The following is a 17,021-nucleotide window of genomic DNA, read 5'->3' on the forward strand; positions in this document are numbered from 1 at the left end:
GGGTAGTCAATTCGATTCCTTTGGTCGATTGGTTGTATTTATTTTCTATTATTCATCGTACTTACCTGCTTTTAGTTGTTTTTCTGTTGGTTCTTGATTTTTTTAGCTGTTTTATACCATACTTTTGGATTATTCACTAAAAGTACAGTTAATAACCCTGCGATTGCTGCTCCTAAAACTAGGGAAAGAAAAAGCTCTTTTATTATAATCATAATTTCAACTTATTGTCTTTCTTAAAATTTACAAGGTAGACCATATAAACAGGTATGCTAATAAATAAAATCATAGTTGGTATACGAAAAAATTCTTGTAAGCTATTAAGATTAGGAATTGTCTCAGATAACCCAATAAAACTAAACAATAGAACTAAAACCAGCACCATGTAATGAAGCTTTTTGTCTACGAGCATAAAAATCAATGGATTCTTCAAATATCCAGTACTTCTGATTGCATGCATCGCATCTTCAATGCTAGTATCAGTATAGTCTTCGCTGTTCCCATACATCATACGATTGATGAATAGCGTTATTGTAGTTGCAAAAAAGATAGTAAACACTATCATGCTAATATTATTGATTTCATTACTAACAAATTTCATTTTAAAAAATGAAGTAATCACTCTAATGATAATAAGACAAACAAATAGTCCACCAATTATATACCTGTTTGATTTGCTTTTCTTTGTAGATACTTTTATACCTCCGTCTCTAACTGCGACATCTCTTTTTTTATCCCAATATACGCTTCCACCATATTTACTATCTCCCAACCAAATATATCTTCTCATAGTCAAAAACTCCTTTATTAAATCGATGCAAATAGCTATTTAACTGGACTTCTTCAATACTACAGCTAATCCGTCTCAGTCATATATTGCTCATCAAACTTACCTGCTTTTAATTGTCTTTTTAAAATTCTAAAAGCTTTTCGTTGCCTTAGTGGATGGACAGAATAATGTATAAGCCCTATACCGAAACAAAATAAAATTAATTCTATTGCGATTTCTGTTGAGATATCTTCCATAGACAAAGAGAATAAGAAAAATACTATGTATCCTACGAAAAATAAACGCTCTAGCCATGCTAAAGGGATTAAATTTTTTGAATTTTTAAGAACTTTTACTACTTCTTCTTTTTTAAAAATTCTCTTAGTAATTTGCCCTTTTGATTTTTCTACTAAAATATTTGCTAAAAATTTTCCTAAGAACCAGCTAGCTCCAGAAATATAAAGTACAGTCAAATAAATCGGCATAAAAGAAACAAACTTAAACTGCTTAGCCAACAATGGAATTATGACCATTCCTCCTAACATACTGATTGACCATGTAGTAGATTTAGAATAACTTCCTCCAGCTTTCTCAGTAAATGGACCTTCGAATTCCTGAATAAATAATTCCTGTGTAGATAAATCAAAATATATTGATTTATCTGAAGCAATTTTCAGTAATGGTACTGTTTTATTTTTCAATTGAATAACTCCTTTTATTACAATGTTTTTTGGTCATTTATAATCAAATTGGATTAAGTTCCTTTTTTTGGTATTTTTCTACAGCGTTTAGCCATCGGATGAGATTATTTTCCCAGATAAGAAGGATTGAGGAAAAAGGCAATATTCCTGTTAGACTTATCGCTACTATCTCACTACCAATTTGGTGACCAATTAATTCCCCATTCTGATTTATAAGATATGCTATAGGAAGAATTGAAATAGTACATAGTACCACCACAATAGTTAAAATCCACGCTATCAACTTTTTCCAAATAGTAACCTTTTTATTATTGAAAATAGTCCATATACTATTTGTTTTAATAGCATCTCCTAGTTCTTTTTTTGTAGCTGGGGTCGCTAATTTCACATTTTTATATAGCGTATTATCAATTAGTCTAGTTAAAAAAAATACTTCCAAAAACCAAAGTATCACTATTAATACGAGAGTTATAGGTGTGTATCTTGTAGATAAAATACTGCTTATTATTATAAAAAATAACGTTACAATTATACCACTCCACCAATAATTTTTTTTCTTTCTATCTAAGCGCTGAGTATTTAATGCCTTCATAGGAATTTTTTTCTTTACATCGAAATAAATTGTTTCACCCTTAACTTCTCCCATATAAATTAATTTCCTAAGCAACAATACTTGTCCCCCTCACTAAACTTTGAAATTATTTATGTTCCAATGACTATATTGAATAGCATTATACAAAACAGTGCTAAGACAATCTAGCTCTCACCTATTTTCAGGATGCTTTATTTAACTCAACCATTCTGTACTCAATCACTTTTTTGTCTGAATAGACTTTTCCATTAAAAAATAACATGCCTAAGATCACTATTATTACAAAAGCAAATAATCTTTCTTGAACAACAAAAGGCAAAATTACTGTTAAAACGAACAAAAAAGAAACGAAGATTGCGAAAATCACAATTGATCTCTTTTTAATCACATTATATTCTCCTTGTTTTTTATACTCGCAACCTTTTCCTAGTAAAATTAAATTACCTTTTAATTTTTTTAGATGACTGTCAAAAACCATTTTTCGATAAAATGAAACGACACTAAAACATAGTGCTAGAAGCAACCAAAAAAAGAACAGATTGACTATCCCTGTCATAACATTTATAGGTAAATTAGTCTCTCCCCATATCCAATCTTTTGGAACGTTATTTCTTATAATCGCACTTAAAACTGCTACAACGCCAATATATTTATATTCGGAGTTGTTCTTTATTCTTTTTTTAACTTTGCTTCCTAAAACTTTTTTACTTTCTAAGGAAATGTCTGATGTGTAAATTTTCCTCTGAATAGTAAATCCCTTAAAGCCAATTACCCCTGAATTTTGTCTAATTAAATACTCTTCTTTTTCTTCAGTAATGAACAACAACCAACCAGAAGTTATTCTTTTTCCATCAAAAGAAAGATTGAAGAACTCTCCTTTCTTAGCCACAAAACTCTCCATTATTCAGGATCCTTTATATTTAATTTATATATCACACGTCTATCTGAGCTAACCTTTCCGTTAAAAAAGAGTGCTGATAAAACACCTATTGTCAAAAACAGCATCAGCCTTTCTTGAACAATGAAAGGAATGAAAAGTGTAAATACAAATAAAAAAATTCCTAAACCAACTAATATTCCCATAGCTATCAACCTATTACATTTGTTCATTTTTTCACCACCATTTTAGTATCTTTTGTGTAATCCGTAAGGGACTTTTGGCGTATCCTTCTCCTATTCTCACCAAATCTCCACCTATTTTTTTTAAGTTTGATTCAAATCTTTTCTTCCGATAGTAGGAAATAAGATAAAAACTTAACATTAATACTAACCAAAAATAGCTAAGATTAAACATACCTGTTAAAAAATTAATTGGTAGATTACTTTTTCCCCATAACCATTCAACTGGAAGTATGTTTCTTAATAAAGCACCTATAGGAATGGCTATTGCGATTCCCAGATAGTTTTTTTCAGATTCTTGCTTTGCCTGGTTTATCACCTCTTCTCCACTAATCGCAAATTCTTTTAATGATTTATTCGATTTATATATTTTTCGATTAAATGTATATTGTTTAAAACCTGCTAATAAAAAGTTTTGTTGTATCAAATACTCTTCCTCATTCGTAGTAATCAGCAACAGCCAACCTTGAACAATTTTCTTCTTATTAAGAGAAATATTTAATAGTTCTCCTTCTACCGTTTTTAATTCTTTTGTCATATAATTCTCCCAATAACTAACTTTTGAATCCATCTACATCATTAACTACAATCGTAATAATTCTTATTTCTATAGCATATAGCGACAAGAAAAAAAGGACAACCCCTTCAGATATTTTTTCTGATTAGATTGTTCTTTTTAGTCTCTATTATTTTCCTTTTTTCTTTTTGAAAGCTAGGTAGTAAAATATCGCAGGGAAAAAGAATAACCCTATCAAACCACCTAAGCCATAAGAATCGGATACATCTATTCCTTTAGCTACTTGAGCAATTGACGACATTGTAAATATTATTGCTACTACTAACGCCCACTTGCGTTGCACCTTTTTTTCATTCATTTATTTTTCTCTCCTCTTATATAATTTTTAGTAATTCTAAAATGACGTTACATTCCTCTTCAAGTAGTCCAACACTTTCCAAGGATATTTTTTATTCTTCTACTGCTCGATACCAGCTTTCAAGAATAATAGAATAAATTTCATCATTTGATCGATTTAATTGTGAATCCATTATGTTAATTTCTACTTTTTTTCCATTTTGTAAAGTTAAAACGAGGAACTCTTGATTCACGATTTTACTTAATTTGACATCTACTACTTCTTCCCATGCTAAAAATTGAACACGCCACAAGCAAAATTCAATGCCTTCTTCGTAAACCACCATCTTCTTATTTCAAAATCTAATCAACATGTTAAGGGCTTGTAAACCTAAAATAATAAACATTAAAGTGATTAAAATCGGAATAATAGCAAAAAATGGCATCATTGGGATTGCTACAATCAATAAAAACGGAAAGGTGAATAACATGGGGAATAATAACAACAATGATACAACCATAGTGATGACATTCTTTTTAATCACAACTATTTCTGTGCGACTGTCTCTAGTTTGTTTCACGCTTTGTCTCCATCCTTTTCTCTTCTAAAACACTTCTATGGCTATGCTAAGTTGCTTTATCTTTAGCTTCTTTTTCTTCTTAACTTTTTTATAACCCATTGAATAAAAATTATTCCAAACCCAAGTAAAATGAGAATCATAATAAATCCGAATACATTTTTTGTTGTTCTAGATAGAGTGTATTTCTCATCTATTTTCACCATGACTATGAGGATAAAAAAGCCTATAAAAACGTATGTTGAAGCTTTTCTTAACCGTGATTTCACGATTTCTTTCCACGGTTTTTCTGGTTCATCAATATAATTAACCCAGTATTCTCTGTCTGTATTTAATAGAAATGCGGAATAAGCAAATTCTATTGTTAATCTAGAAAAAGCAGCTCCTAAAAATACTCCCAACACTAAGCCAAAGACTCTTGATAAGTTCCCTGTAAAAAAAGCGCCTAGCGTTGAAAACCCAACGATTATCCATAGTGATTTTGACTCGTAAATCTTAGCCTTAGATTGCGCCATATAATTAGCAGTTGTACGTTTTTCAGAAAAACCAATTTCTATTTGTTTTTTTAACCAATAAATATTATAACAGAGTGAACCTATATAGGTTAGCCCGAATATTAGTAGAACAATTATTGATAGTTTAGATTCATACCATATTTCATTTGGCTGATCCTTTTGCGTTATCATATAAAACATAAATAGTATTATAGAAGTAAGTAAAACTGAAAAAATTGTTAGCCAGATGCTTGCGAAGCCCTGATGTCGAATCAAAATTTTTCTTGTAAACCTTAGTCTAATAGTTAAAAATGTTAGTAGCATAAAGCTTGCTATAAATATAACAAAGATATTAACCTTACTTTGTAGTGGATTTATTCCATAACCTAAAATAGCAACATGCCAAGTTATAGGTAAACAAAGAAGTGCAATCGCTAAACCAGCCAAAGATATATTTAAGGAGGCAATACTTCCCCTAGTAGCTACAAATGATTTAAAGTATTCCTTGTTCATTTCCTTTGGAGATTTATTTTTATTAGTTACTGTCATACATTCAACCTCCAAACCTTTCTTTAAACCTATCTGATTAACCTTCATCACTTCTTACAATTTGAACGAATTGACATTTCTTATATACCATTACTTCTATTTTGGGTTTGAATTTTATTCATTAAGTCTTCAATTTTTATTAATTCATTTTTATATTGATCAATTGTTTCTGGAAATTCATTAATCATAAAATTAAAAAACTCATCCGCAGACTTCAATACTATTGAAAAAAAGTCTTTCTCTGGCACATTCCATTTTTTTATTTCAGATGATTCCACAGAAAATGAAATTTGATTATTTGCTATTCGGTTCATTTCTAATTTGATTGGTTGGTCTGGAAAGTATGTTTCCGATTGACCTTTTTCTAGCACTATACTAATCATTTCCACCAAGTAAGACCAAAGTTGATCAACTAAATCCCAATGCCGTTGTCCTAAAATTTCTTCATCAATGTACTTTAAACATATCGCTCCTTCTACATAAAACAGGTCAACGTCACTTTTAATAACGGATACTTCTTTTAAATTATCAATATTTACAAAATTACTTTTTAAATTGTCCATTGTAACAATGGCGCCTGGTTTTAACATATATGATGTACATGTGAACACTTTTTCACCTACTTAATTAATTCGTATAATTGACCAATTCGCCCATTTTTAAATCCACGGTTAATATTATATTCAGAGCCTTTTATAAAACCATAACCTACACTCAAAAAAATTTCTTTAGTTCTTTAGGAATTTCTAATTCAATTATGCCTTCCATTTTTACATTGTAAAAAGTATTCCCACTATTATCTTCTATACATTTAGTCATAAGCTGTTATTCCTTTATTTTCTCATAAATAGATATAGTTTTACTTATATATTCTTTAAAGAATCGGTTCATCCTTCTCATTCAATACAGTTTTTATTTCATGATTTTCGTAAATTACCATATATTCATCTGGGAGAGCCAGAACTTGAATTATCTCAGGTTTTTGTTTTAAAAGTTGATAAGCATATAAGGAATATAGATCTTCTTCTGAACTATCCTCTTCTATACTACCTATATACCAACCTGAATCACCTGATTCTGCATCACTAGATCTTTGCATATACATTGTATCGAAAGTTAAAATATTTTTTTGAAGTATGATTTTATCGCCAAAACTAATTGATTTGCCTTCTAAATTTAGTTTTCTCAAAAAATGACCTTGTTCTAACTGTACCCATAGAGCCAAGGTTAAATCTTTAGTCTTATCTTCAAAAGGATTTTTGCTAGTATCATTTGTTAGTATAACGAATGAGTCTTTATTTATTTCTTCTAAAAAATAAATTGACCACTCAAGCCGGAATGAAAATCCATTGACAAATTCTTCTTCATTAATATTATTTAGAACAGAGAACAGACTTAATACTTGAGGCTCTAACTCTTTTTCTGCAACAGCTGTAAATTCTTTGCTCCCTATCTTTTGCTTAAATTCTCGCATTTATTTTTAACCTCCCTCTTATGGATATTTCCAAAGACTCTCTAGCCCTTTTAAAGTATTAGCTTTCTTTTCTAATCTTATTTTAAACGTTCTTCGTTATTAAATAGCTCTATTTAATTTTTTGTATCTACTCTAAATAATATTCTAACACTTCATTGCTGAAAAACGATATCAACTTTTTAGTTGATATCGTTTTATTAGACTTATCTATCGAAAAGATTGATTATTAGAATGATGCTCTAACTTCCTATATTTGACTTTAATAAGAAATCTTTATAGTAAGGAATCATTTAACATCTTATCAAACAGTTCTGAGAATTTCTTAAAACTATACATTTCACTTCCAGAAGGATTATCTAACTCCCAATATAACTTTGTTTTCTTTTCATATACATACCAACTAACATTGGATTCTCCTAAAAATATATACGCCTTATTCTCCTCTACGTCATACCATATCTCATTATACTCTATAGCTCCATAAACTCTTTGCTCAATATTTTCCCTATTTTCCATCAGCTCCTCATCCACACCATATAACACAAAACCATTAAAATCTAGACCATTTATTTCTTTTAATATCTCAATATAACCTTTTGGAAATTCTATATTAAGATCTTTCTTTATCTTTTTTGTAAACTTAGCTATTTCATCATTCGTAGCTCCCCTGTTAATTTTATCACCATAGGATTCTTCTATTTTTTTTACACGATTTAAATTTTCTTTCCACATTTATTTTCCTCCTACTTAGGATATATATTTCCATCAATCATGGGCCATTCAACCTGTTTAATTTCTCCAGGCTTCATTCCTCTTGCTACACTATTCTGATGATTAGTAATAACTTTATGCCAAGGCTCATTTTCTATCAATACGAGATTAGCAAAATCATTGGTCCCACTATCATCTAATGGCAATTTATGATGAACTTGCCATCCCTGCGGTACATTTCCATTTTTAATTCTTGCTATATCTTTCTCACTAAATCCCAATTCTTTGAGATATTTTTCATTGGCGCCCAACTCTTTTAAGAAATTTTTTCTTACTGAACTATCAAATTTATTTCTTAATTTTTTAGTTTCTGAAGGACTTCTCTTAATATAATCAATAACCTCAGTTTTTACATTTTTTAAAGTATGTTCTTTCCCACGAAGTTTACCTTTAAAATCATCAACAGCGCCACTACCTTTACCAAAGTTAGCTTTAGCTAACTCCATGTAATCACCCAACGTCCCCTTACCGATATTCACTTTTCCAAATCCATTTGCCCCAGCAAGTGCTACTTCGTCCATAATCGGCATTGGGATATTCTTCACCTTCGCTATAAAGGCTTTGGTCGCTTCATCTCCATATTTCAATCCTTTATTCATCAGGGATGTAACCTTGCCTACTTTGTTCAAGGTCGTTGCTTTCGATGCTGCTTTAAAGGCGTCCATTCCTTTGGATAGTTTACCTGCCAGCTTCGTTCCTTTCAGTGCCGCGCTTATTTCACCGGCTCCTACAAACATACTCGCTACATCAAAGATATAGCCGCCTACCGCATACGCACCTTCTGTTTTTATATCATTAACTATAGTATTAACGAAACTTACACCCATGTCAAAGGTTTGTTTTGCTGCTTCTCTATGCGCAGGACTAACTAATAATATCCATGGTCCAGTCACTGTCTGGGCGTTCATCGCAAAGGTCTTCAAGACACTTCCGATCGCTTTCGTATTTTCCCATGCCCCTTTAATATCGTCTAATTTCCATTCTGGTGTTTTTATGCCTCTTAAGGAGTCAAGTCCCCATTCGCCTAATTCGATACCTAAATGAAGGAGCTGACTAGCACCTATTGCGATGGAACTTACCATCTTACCTGCACCGCCAATGAATCCTTCTAACAGGAGTAACTCATTTTTAAATTTTTGGGGGATGGAGAGGTTTTTTGTCCCCTCTACTACATTCCCCCACCAGCCGCCTATATTATCGGACATATTTTGGAGGAAGCTTTCAACGGGGTGACGATCTGCCCATTTTGCTTTCGCTTTCTTTTCTGCTTCTTTTGCTTCTCGTAAGGCCTCTGCTTCTGCCTTAGCGATTTGACTATCGATATCTTTGATTGCTTCTGCCAACCCAGTTTGGGAGGCGAATTCCATAAATCTTGGGTCTGTATAGCTTAAACCACTTGCCGTTTCTGACATTTTTATTTGTTGAGAAAGGACATTGATGATTTCTTCTGCTTGACTTGGCTTCTGCTTATCATCAAACTCATTAACTTTTTGAATGATTTTATCCAAATGCCTTTTGGCTTCATCACAAGCACTGGTGAATGAGCTACTACTTGGCATGGAAAGTGAAATCAAATCGGATATATCACTATATACGGACTTAATCGCCTGTCTTTTCTCTTTGTGTTCGCTCTTAAATTTATCAATAGATGCTTTTGCCTTCGTTAAGACCGCTTCGTCTAACACCGCATTTTGTGACGTTTCTCCGGTGGTTCCCGCAAATTCGGCATATGTTTGTTGTAAATCTAATTCTACTAGTTTATAGCTGTTTTTTAAACCGACAAGTACGGCATTTTTATTATTATTGATATCTGCCGCAATTGCTTGTCCGACTTGCCCATGCATCGCATTACTGTTAATGATCCCATTCATTGAATTTTTGGCATTATTTAGTTGTTCTTGTGCGGTTCTTGATAATTTTTGATACTGTTCCAACGCCTTTTTCATTTCGGCTGTTTCTACGTGAAAGCCCATAACTAGCTCCTTTCTTTGTGTTTTTATCCTCTATTCTGTTGGTGTCATTTCAGTCAGTGCCTCATAATAGGAAATCGCATCTTCTGTCGTCATATACGCTGTAGAGATTTGTTGATTCAATACTTGCGTCGCTCGTAATACATCAAATGAGAAGGCTTCCTCATACTCATTCGTATAACTTTCTGCGATTACACGTTTAATCATCATATTAGAAATCAGAACAGGATCATTTCCTGGGATTTCACCAAATGGCCATAGTCGTCCTAAGTAATCAACAATATAGTGATCAAAGCCTGACATCAACGGGACTTTTCTTCCTGTAAGGGTAACAATCGCCCCTAATTCTCTGTCTTTAAACATACCTGCTACGCTTTCTGGCAACATACTTTCATCAAGCTCAACTGTCGTTCCAACCGGATAAATCGGCGCAAATGCAACATCAATTTTGCCAATGTATTGTAAAAATTGAGGAATAGTTAAGACCACTTGGTTTGCTTGGCGATCAAAGGTAACAGATTGTTCCTCGTAATCGAAGAAAACACTTAATTTAGCACCAACCATTGGCTTGTGTTCAAATTGTTGCTCCAAATTTCGATATGTTTTATAAACTGATTTTAATAGCTGAAAATTAGTTCCTAAGAGAACACCTGTTAAAATCAACTCTTCTGTGATTTCAAACGTAAGTGATTCATCATTAATCAACACACCTTCAAAAAATTTCTTTGAATCATAATTCGCCATCACTTAAACCTCACTTTGGTTGTATTTTGCTCAAATGTTCTAGATGCTTGCTTGTCTTCGTTGACAATATTTTCAGCCACTTGTTTCATTTTTTGCGTATCTGTTTTAGACACGTTTTTGAAGGATTCGACTGTATTTACCAGTGTTTTTTGCGTCTCTATGACTTTTTTAAATCGTTTTAAGGTTGTTTTACCTAAGTCATTGATTGTAGGCTTAGAAATACTTGAAACTGCGCTATCTGCTTTTGAAACAACGGCGTCCCACGCTGCCTTATCAACACCTGTTTTTCCCATTTATATTCTCTCCTTTGTCAGGCTAAAAGATTGAAGCCAAGAAGTTTTTTGCCATATCAAAGGCACTTTCTACAGCACTCAACAAATCCCCTTGCTCTAATTCTTTCTTTGCTATTTCTGCATCTAGTCTTGCCATATTTTTTTCATAGGCGTTTTCCTCTTTATGCAATGTTGTACCCATTTTTTGCGCTTTTTCGTCAAATTTATCTCGAAGCGTTCCCTTGAACTGTCCTGTACTCAACTTTGTTGGGTATTGCTTCACTTGATTTTCAAATTGCGAAAAGTTTTTCATGGATTTATTTAATTTGCTTTTTGCTTCTTTCAGCCGTTCTAATTTCTTTTGATTTTTGTCATAAGCGGCTTTTCGTTCATTTCCGATTCGTTGCCATTTTGTCGATTCTCGTCGATTTTGAGCATTTCGCTCTTGGCGTTTTCTTTCTGCTGCCTCATCTTTGGCCATTTTTTTCCCTCCTTGTTACAGCAAACAATCATTTATTTTACTCACTAACCAACTTCACTCGGCATGCATTTCGTCCAATAAAGAAATGAGACTCATCTAATTCCACTACAGGTTCACTGTAACCTGATTTAATATTGATAAATCCTTGGTCTGCTAAACGTGTGCCGATCATGCCTGCTGGGATATTCGTACGTAGTCGTTTGTTAAAGTCATCAAAGCTGTTTTCAATTTGTTTTTGATTGCCTTGGAAGATAAAGTAGATGTTCACTTTGGCAGCTTTTCTTAAATACACATCGATTGCGTCATTGGTAATGAATGTTTTGTCTCCGAAAATATGTGCTTCTGGGACATAGACAAACATTGGTTCATGTTCTGTTGCGTCTTGACGTACTTCGATTTCACTGACTAAATCATTGACAAAGGTACTGTAATCCGGTTCTGCCACCATCATGTCAAAGCTTTCTGTAAAGCCGCCGAAACGTTCTGAACCGTTAAAGACAACCCGTTGTGCTCGTCCTTCAAAGTGTTTTAGATTTTCTACTATGACTTTTTCAATATATTCTGTTTGTTGCGGTGAGTCGTCTCCAATCACAAAATAGCCCTGTTCTTGTGGATCAAAACCGACAACATTGGTTGTTTCTTTATCCAAACCGATTGGTAATTGTAGGTGTTCCAGCATCATTTGTGTTTGTTTTGACTCGTAGAAATCAGCCATTGAAACAACTTTTGCCAGCATTGGAATCTTAATCGGACGTTCGCCTGTCCACTCTTGATCCATTGCTTCTATTTCTTGTTCTAAATGATTCAATCGGTCAATATCATTTTCGCCATGAGTCGGAAGATAAATTTGAAGCTCATGTGGCTCATCTAATTTGATCTGTGCTCGTCCGATGATTTCTTGTGGAATCAACGCATCTCGCCCAACCACATCTCTGATTGCTCCTTCTTCTACTAAGAATAAGCCAATATGAGACGGAATATTGCTTGCCATGCTCATCTTGAAGGTAGATGTTCTAAGAACAGATAAAACAGCGTAAAGGCCTACACTAGCCCCTTCTCGTAGCAACTGATTCACCACTGATTCGATTTCTTCTTCTAATGGACTTTCCTTGATCGCATCGAATCCATCAATAATCGTAATTACTACAGGTAGTTTATTCCCTGATTTTTCTTCATATTGTGAAAGACTCGCTACGCCATAATCAGTAAAGGCATCTTTTCGTTCTTGAATTTCTTTTCGGATTCGTTTCAAGAACTTCACTAATTTCTCTTCTTCTTCTAAACGAACTAAGTCAGCGACATGAGGTAGTTTTTTCAACGGAAGTAAGCCGTTTGTACCGAAATCAAATAAATTGAACTGCACTTGACTTGGTGTATTTAGTCGGGCAAGGTTCATCACTAATGTTTGAAGTGCCGTTGATTTACCAAATCCAGGTGAACCATAAAACGCAGTGTGTGTCAGCTCATTAAAATTAAAGTTGAACACGACTTGTTCTTGTTTAGAAGGAATATCCATATAGCCAAACGGAACGCTTAATTGTCTTGTTTCGCCCCACTCTTTTGATAAGATAGGTGAATCTATCATTGCTTCTAGTGGAGGAAGCCATGGTTTTTCTGGTAATACAGCGTTAGTTTCTTCTGAATAGGCTTGAATTGCATCAACAATCACATCTAATTGCGTTTGTTCTTCTTCTTTTTTCACGACAGTATCTTCTTCTTGTGAAAGGTCTGCCGTTAGTAATTCATATTGTCCTAGTTGATTGATCAGCCAAATGCGCTCGTCCACTTTTTCTTCCCGTGAAACAAATGGATCATAATTAGCCCCACTCCAAGCAGATTGGAATAACTCATAAATTTCATTGTTCCCCACTTGTAAATAGGCACGACCTGGTTGTGTGATTGTCGCTGCATCTGGTGTTTTGATGATTTCATTTGAATCATTCGCATCTGCCACTTTTAATGCCAGTTTAAAACGAGAATTCGACCAGATTTGGTCATCAACAACGCCACTCGGTTTTTGAGTAGCTAAGATCAAATGAACGCCTAAAGACCGTCCGATTCGGGCAGTTGAAACAAGTTCCGCCATAAAGTCAGGTTCATTGGCTTTAAGCTCGGCAAACTCATCACTAATCAAGAAAAGATGAGGAAGTGGATCGCTTGGGTACTTTTTCTTTTCTTCTGGATCTGTGATTGTTTTGCCTTGTTTATATAATTTGGTATAGCCATTGATATGATTCACACCAAATTGACCAAATTTACGTTGTCTTTTTTGTAATTCTGCACGAATACTTTGTAAGGCTCTGGCAGAACTCGCGCCATCCAGATTGGTAATAGAACCAAGCAAGTGAGGCAAGTTAGCAAATAAATTCGCCATCCCTCCACCTTTAAAGTCGATAGGTAAAAAGCCAACATCTTCTGGCGCAAAATTCACTGCTAACGACAAGATATAACTTTGTACGATTTCAGATTTACCCGATCCTGTTGTACCCGCAACTAAACCATGAGGCCCATGCGCCCGCTCATGTAGATTAAGGTAAACGATATCGTCTTTTCCGCGCACACCTAAGGGAACAGCCAACGATTTAGACGTATCTGCTTTGGTCCAACGCGTACCGATATTTAACTCATCTACTGCTTTTACATCGTACAACTCAAGAAAATCAATTGCTTCAGGGATCGCATTCTTCTCCACCTCAACATGATGTAAATTCGCCAATCTCTGCAAGGCTTCTTCAATCGGATAAGCAGTCGGTAAATGGGTAGGTACAAACGCTTGATTCACATATTCATTGTTTTGATTGATTAGGATTGCGGCTTCACTACTTTGATAATCAATCAATGTTGTCGTTGTCTCAGGCAACATCGGCAAAGCGTCTTTCCCCCAAATAACGGTTACGCCATATGGGCTCATATCTTCTGCTAAAAATTCATTCAAGCCATGACCTGATAACCAGCTTTCTTCTAAAATAGAAAATACATAATGAGGCTGGAAGCGAATCTTTTCATTGCCGGCTTCTTTTACTTCTTGTCTTCTTTTCGTCAATATTTGGTAAAAGGAATTCAGCACCATATCCCGTGTTTGGGCATTATGGATGATTCCTCTTAGATTCAAACTGCGAATCTTCAAATGAGGCAGCCATCGCCACGCATGCCAATTGACGTCATAGTCATTTTCAGGAACCAGTGTCACAAATTCAACATCTCTGTACGAATGTAGCATTGAAATTTGGAATAATAGCGTTTGAATCGCCGTTCGTAACACAGGATAATTTCCTGCTAGACCTACTGTTTGATCCATCAAAGGAATAACGATTGGCGCTGACTCTAATTGTTGATACGGCCAAACCAATTGTTTTTCCGCTAACGAACTCAATTCGCTTTCTTCATTTGGTTGATATCTTACAGAAAAGCTTGAGTTGATTTCTCCTGTGCCGACATGGACTTTTAAGAAATCTTCATTGGTTGTCATGCGCTCGTAGATTCGTGCTTGATAGTCTTTAGCCATTAATGCAAGGTCATTCATCGACGGATACATATACGTAAGAGCATGCTCTTGCTCTTGTTGTAGCAGGGAGATATCTCCTTTTTTCTGGATTAGATACTGTTTATAAGAGCTTTCGCTTTGTTGATTTTTCTCTTTGGTTTCTTTCTTATTGGTAAAATAACTAGAAACAGAAAAACCTGCTGTTAGTAAACTAGCGCCGCCCATACTTAGCATCATGATCGGGTTTCCACCACTTAAAAAGCTTGTGGCACCACTTAACACAACCATTCCTAAAGGTGGAACTAGGGTTCTTAAGAGTTCATTTTTCCCTTCTTTTTCTTTAGGTGTAGGTGTCATTACTTCTACATCTTTCTTTGGTTCTTTTAGATGGATACGCGGGCTTCGTCTGAATAATGGGAACTCTGATGGATATTCAGCTTCATAGCTTTCTTCAACAATTTCAAATGGATTTAGAGCAAACGCTGATCCTAAATCCGTTAGCTTTAATTGTTTTTCCCGTACTTCTATAATCAACTTTCCTACGGCTAATTGATCGCCTGTATGAAAATCAATGGTTCCTTTTTCGATTAGCTGCCCATTAAAGTAGATCGCTTCTTTATTGGCGTAAATCTCCACTTTATAGTGATCAGCTTTGTCTGCAATTGAAAGTGAAATAAATGCTTCTGTTGGTAAGCTGATCGCTGAAGAAGACATCGCAGAGATCGTAAATTCTTTTTTAGGCTTGTTTGTCGCAATCGTCTGGTAATCCGTTGGTTTAACGATTATAAATTGGCTGTTTTCTTTTTCAACTGGTTGATTATCAAGTAGCAGCTTCTGCCCGTCATAAGCCACTGTATGTCCGTTGATTTTTCGTTCTGGTTTAGATGTTGTTAGTTGATGATGTGAAAAATTTTCGCCAAAATAGAAAACATCAAAAAGCACATCGGCAGCCGGTTGCATTTGGTCATCTATAGGAACATATGACTCATCTTCTGTTTTATTCGTTTTCAGAATCATCCGTTGCCCCTCCTAATAATTTCATATATTTCGCAATGGCTTCTTCGTATTTCGTTAATAGTTCTTGTTTCTTTTCACCATTCATTTTTGTATCCAGTTTTGTCGCTTCATATAATTTAGTGTAGGCATGTAAAATGAACTGATTATCCCCTACGTTTTGGGCAATATCCAGTGCTTTTTCAAAGCTTCCTTTTCCGATGTAAATCCAATATAGAAGCGTGTTCTCATTTGATTTTTGAGAAATGTTATTTAAAATCATCTCTTTTTGCTCATTGGACAAATTATCTAATTGGATCGAACTTACCGCATATACATATTGCGCACTTTTCGGTAAGTCTTCTGGGGTATCTTCTTTAAGCGTGCTTAAGACACCTGCATAATCATTGGCAATGTAATTGGCTTCTGCCGTTATAATTCTTTCTTGTGTAGGCACTTCTTTTAAGGCATAGTTCCCAACGAAAAAGCCTAAAATCAATGTTGCAACTAATAAAACAAGGCTTCCCCACTTAAACAAGGTGTAGCTTTTTTATTTACTAATTGATTTTGTCTTTCTTGTTTCATTTTTTGGATGACCACTTGTTCACTGATGATCTGATTGATTTCTTCTGGTGACTGAGCTGCTTGAATAGCTTTAGAAAGTGGATCTTGTAAGGTTCCAGCGCCTTCAATCAATCGTTCATAATCTAGTTTTGGTTGAAGAATAAATAGAATCAATGCACGATACTGTTTTAAAAATGCTTCCTCATTTGCAACATAAGGGACAACTAGGTTCATAAATCCTCTATGAGCAATAGATAATTCCTCTCCAAAAAGGAAAATATTTCTTGGATGGATAAACGGTTGAATGGTTGAATGAAGAAATGGCGTGATGAACCGGATTTTCTGTGCTAATAACAGTCGATTAAATGACGTCATCTTTCTTACCGCTTCTTCAATAGGCAGGGCATAATTATCTTTTTCATAAGCCACGACTAATTTTTCTTCTGTTGCTTCCAATACTTCTCCCGCTAATAACGTATTCTTTTTTTGAAGAACCGTTTGAAATTGCTCTAATTCTGATAGACGGTATTGATTGGCTTGTAGTGTTACAATCACCTGATCTTTTTGAATCTGGATATCTATTTTTTCCGATATATCTTTTACTTCACTCACGTCT

General features: G+C 34.4%; 19 protein-coding genes and 1 pseudogene. All 20 read right to left on the reverse strand.

From position 1 onward, the window contains the following. Window positions 1–71: 71 nt before the first annotated feature. The 20 genes and pseudogenes from A5880_RS07485 to essB all read right to left on the reverse strand — a co-directional run bounded on the left by A5880_RS07485 (window position 72) and on the right by essB (window position 17,017). Window positions 72–212 (reverse strand): hypothetical protein, encoded by a 141-nt coding sequence (locus tag A5880_RS07485; protein WP_179190402.1) that lies wholly within the window; start codon window positions 210–212, stop codon window positions 72–74. Next, on the reverse strand, window positions 209–787 hold the full coding sequence (locus A5880_RS07490) for a hypothetical protein (protein WP_086330363.1): 579 nt from the start codon (window positions 785–787) through the stop codon (window positions 209–211). The genes A5880_RS07485 and A5880_RS07490 overlap by 4 nt, the downstream gene beginning before the upstream one ends. Window positions 788–852: 65 nt before the next feature. Continuing rightward, entirely contained in the window at window positions 853–1,467 is a 615-nt protein-coding gene (locus A5880_RS07495) for a hypothetical protein (protein WP_086330364.1), read from the reverse strand. Window positions 1,468–1,510: 43 nt separating this feature from the next. Continuing rightward, window positions 1,511–2,137 carry a hypothetical protein gene (locus tag A5880_RS07500; RefSeq protein ID WP_086330365.1) on the reverse strand — a complete coding sequence of 209 codons (627 nt, stop codon included), beginning with the start codon at window positions 2,135–2,137 and terminating at the stop codon, window positions 1,511–1,513. Between the two features lie 103 nt (window positions 2,138–2,240). Further along, window positions 2,241–2,948, reverse strand: a complete 708-nt coding sequence (locus tag A5880_RS07505; protein WP_143353639.1) for a hypothetical protein — start codon at window positions 2,946–2,948, stop codon at window positions 2,241–2,243. Between the two features lie 11 nt (window positions 2,949–2,959). Then, window positions 2,960–3,169 (reverse strand): hypothetical protein, encoded by a 210-nt coding sequence (locus tag A5880_RS07510; RefSeq protein WP_086330367.1) that lies wholly within the window; start codon window positions 3,167–3,169, stop codon window positions 2,960–2,962. Window positions 3,170–3,173: 4 nt separating this feature from the next. After that, window positions 3,174–3,716, reverse strand: a complete 543-nt coding sequence (locus A5880_RS07515) for a hypothetical protein (RefSeq protein WP_086330368.1) — start codon at window positions 3,714–3,716, stop codon at window positions 3,174–3,176. Window positions 3,717–3,864: 148 nt separating this feature from the next. Continuing rightward, window positions 3,865–4,053 (reverse strand): hypothetical protein, encoded by a 189-nt coding sequence (locus A5880_RS07520; protein ID WP_086330369.1) that lies wholly within the window; start codon window positions 4,051–4,053, stop codon window positions 3,865–3,867. Between the two features lie 91 nt (window positions 4,054–4,144). Beyond that, window positions 4,145–4,378: a hypothetical protein gene (locus A5880_RS07525; protein ID WP_086330370.1), complete on the reverse strand. Its 234-nt coding sequence runs from the start codon at window positions 4,376–4,378 to the stop codon at window positions 4,145–4,147. Between the two features lie 9 nt (window positions 4,379–4,387). After that, complete coding sequence (locus tag A5880_RS07530; RefSeq protein ID WP_086330371.1) at window positions 4,388–4,612, reverse strand: hypothetical protein; 225 nt, start codon at window positions 4,610–4,612, stop codon at window positions 4,388–4,390. 62 nt (window positions 4,613–4,674) lie between these two features. Further along, complete coding sequence (locus A5880_RS07535) at window positions 4,675–5,652, reverse strand: hypothetical protein (RefSeq protein WP_086330372.1); 978 nt, start codon at window positions 5,650–5,652, stop codon at window positions 4,675–4,677. Window positions 5,653–5,732: 80 nt separating this feature from the next. Next, window positions 5,733–6,263, reverse strand: a complete 531-nt coding sequence (locus A5880_RS07540) for a hypothetical protein (protein ID WP_143353640.1) — start codon at window positions 6,261–6,263, stop codon at window positions 5,733–5,735. A gap of 263 nt (window positions 6,264–6,526) precedes the next feature. Continuing rightward, a complete protein-coding gene (locus A5880_RS07545; RefSeq protein ID WP_086330374.1) occupies window positions 6,527–7,126 on the reverse strand; it encodes an immunity protein Imm33 domain-containing protein in 600 nt (199 codons plus the stop codon). Between the two features lie 273 nt (window positions 7,127–7,399). Further along, on the reverse strand, window positions 7,400–7,858 hold the full coding sequence (locus A5880_RS07550; RefSeq protein ID WP_086330375.1) for a YrhA family protein: 459 nt from the start codon (window positions 7,856–7,858) through the stop codon (window positions 7,400–7,402). Between the two features lie 11 nt (window positions 7,859–7,869). Beyond that, on the reverse strand, window positions 7,870–9,870 hold the full coding sequence (locus A5880_RS07555; protein WP_086330376.1) for a T7SS effector LXG polymorphic toxin: 2,001 nt from the start codon (window positions 9,868–9,870) through the stop codon (window positions 7,870–7,872). Window positions 9,871–9,900: 30 nt separating this feature from the next. Then, window positions 9,901–10,611 (reverse strand): DUF4176 domain-containing protein, encoded by a 711-nt coding sequence (locus A5880_RS07560; protein WP_086330377.1) that lies wholly within the window; start codon window positions 10,609–10,611, stop codon window positions 9,901–9,903. Next, window positions 10,611–10,904: a TIGR04197 family type VII secretion effector gene (locus tag A5880_RS07565; protein ID WP_086330378.1), complete on the reverse strand. Its 294-nt coding sequence runs from the start codon at window positions 10,902–10,904 to the stop codon at window positions 10,611–10,613. The genes A5880_RS07560 and A5880_RS07565 overlap by 1 nt, the downstream gene beginning before the upstream one ends. A gap of 22 nt (window positions 10,905–10,926) precedes the next feature. Then, entirely contained in the window at window positions 10,927–11,364 is a 438-nt protein-coding gene (locus A5880_RS07570; protein ID WP_086330379.1) for a DUF5082 domain-containing protein, read from the reverse strand. A 37-nt stretch (window positions 11,365–11,401) separates the two neighbouring features. Continuing rightward, window positions 11,402–15,865, reverse strand: a complete 4,464-nt coding sequence (gene essC, locus A5880_RS07575) for a type VII secretion protein EssC (RefSeq protein ID WP_086330380.1) — start codon at window positions 15,863–15,865, stop codon at window positions 11,402–11,404. Next, a pseudogene (gene essB / locus A5880_RS16200) lies at window positions 15,846–17,017 on the reverse strand (type VII secretion protein EssB). The gene essC and the pseudogene essB overlap by 20 nt, the downstream one beginning before the upstream one ends. Between the last annotated feature and the right edge of the window lie 4 nt (window positions 17,018–17,021).

Origin of the sequence: Enterococcus sp. 4G2_DIV0659, from assembly GCF_002140715.2 — a bacterium.
GTDB classification, from domain to species: Bacteria; Bacillota; Bacilli; order Lactobacillales; family Enterococcaceae; genus Enterococcus_L; species Enterococcus_L mansonii.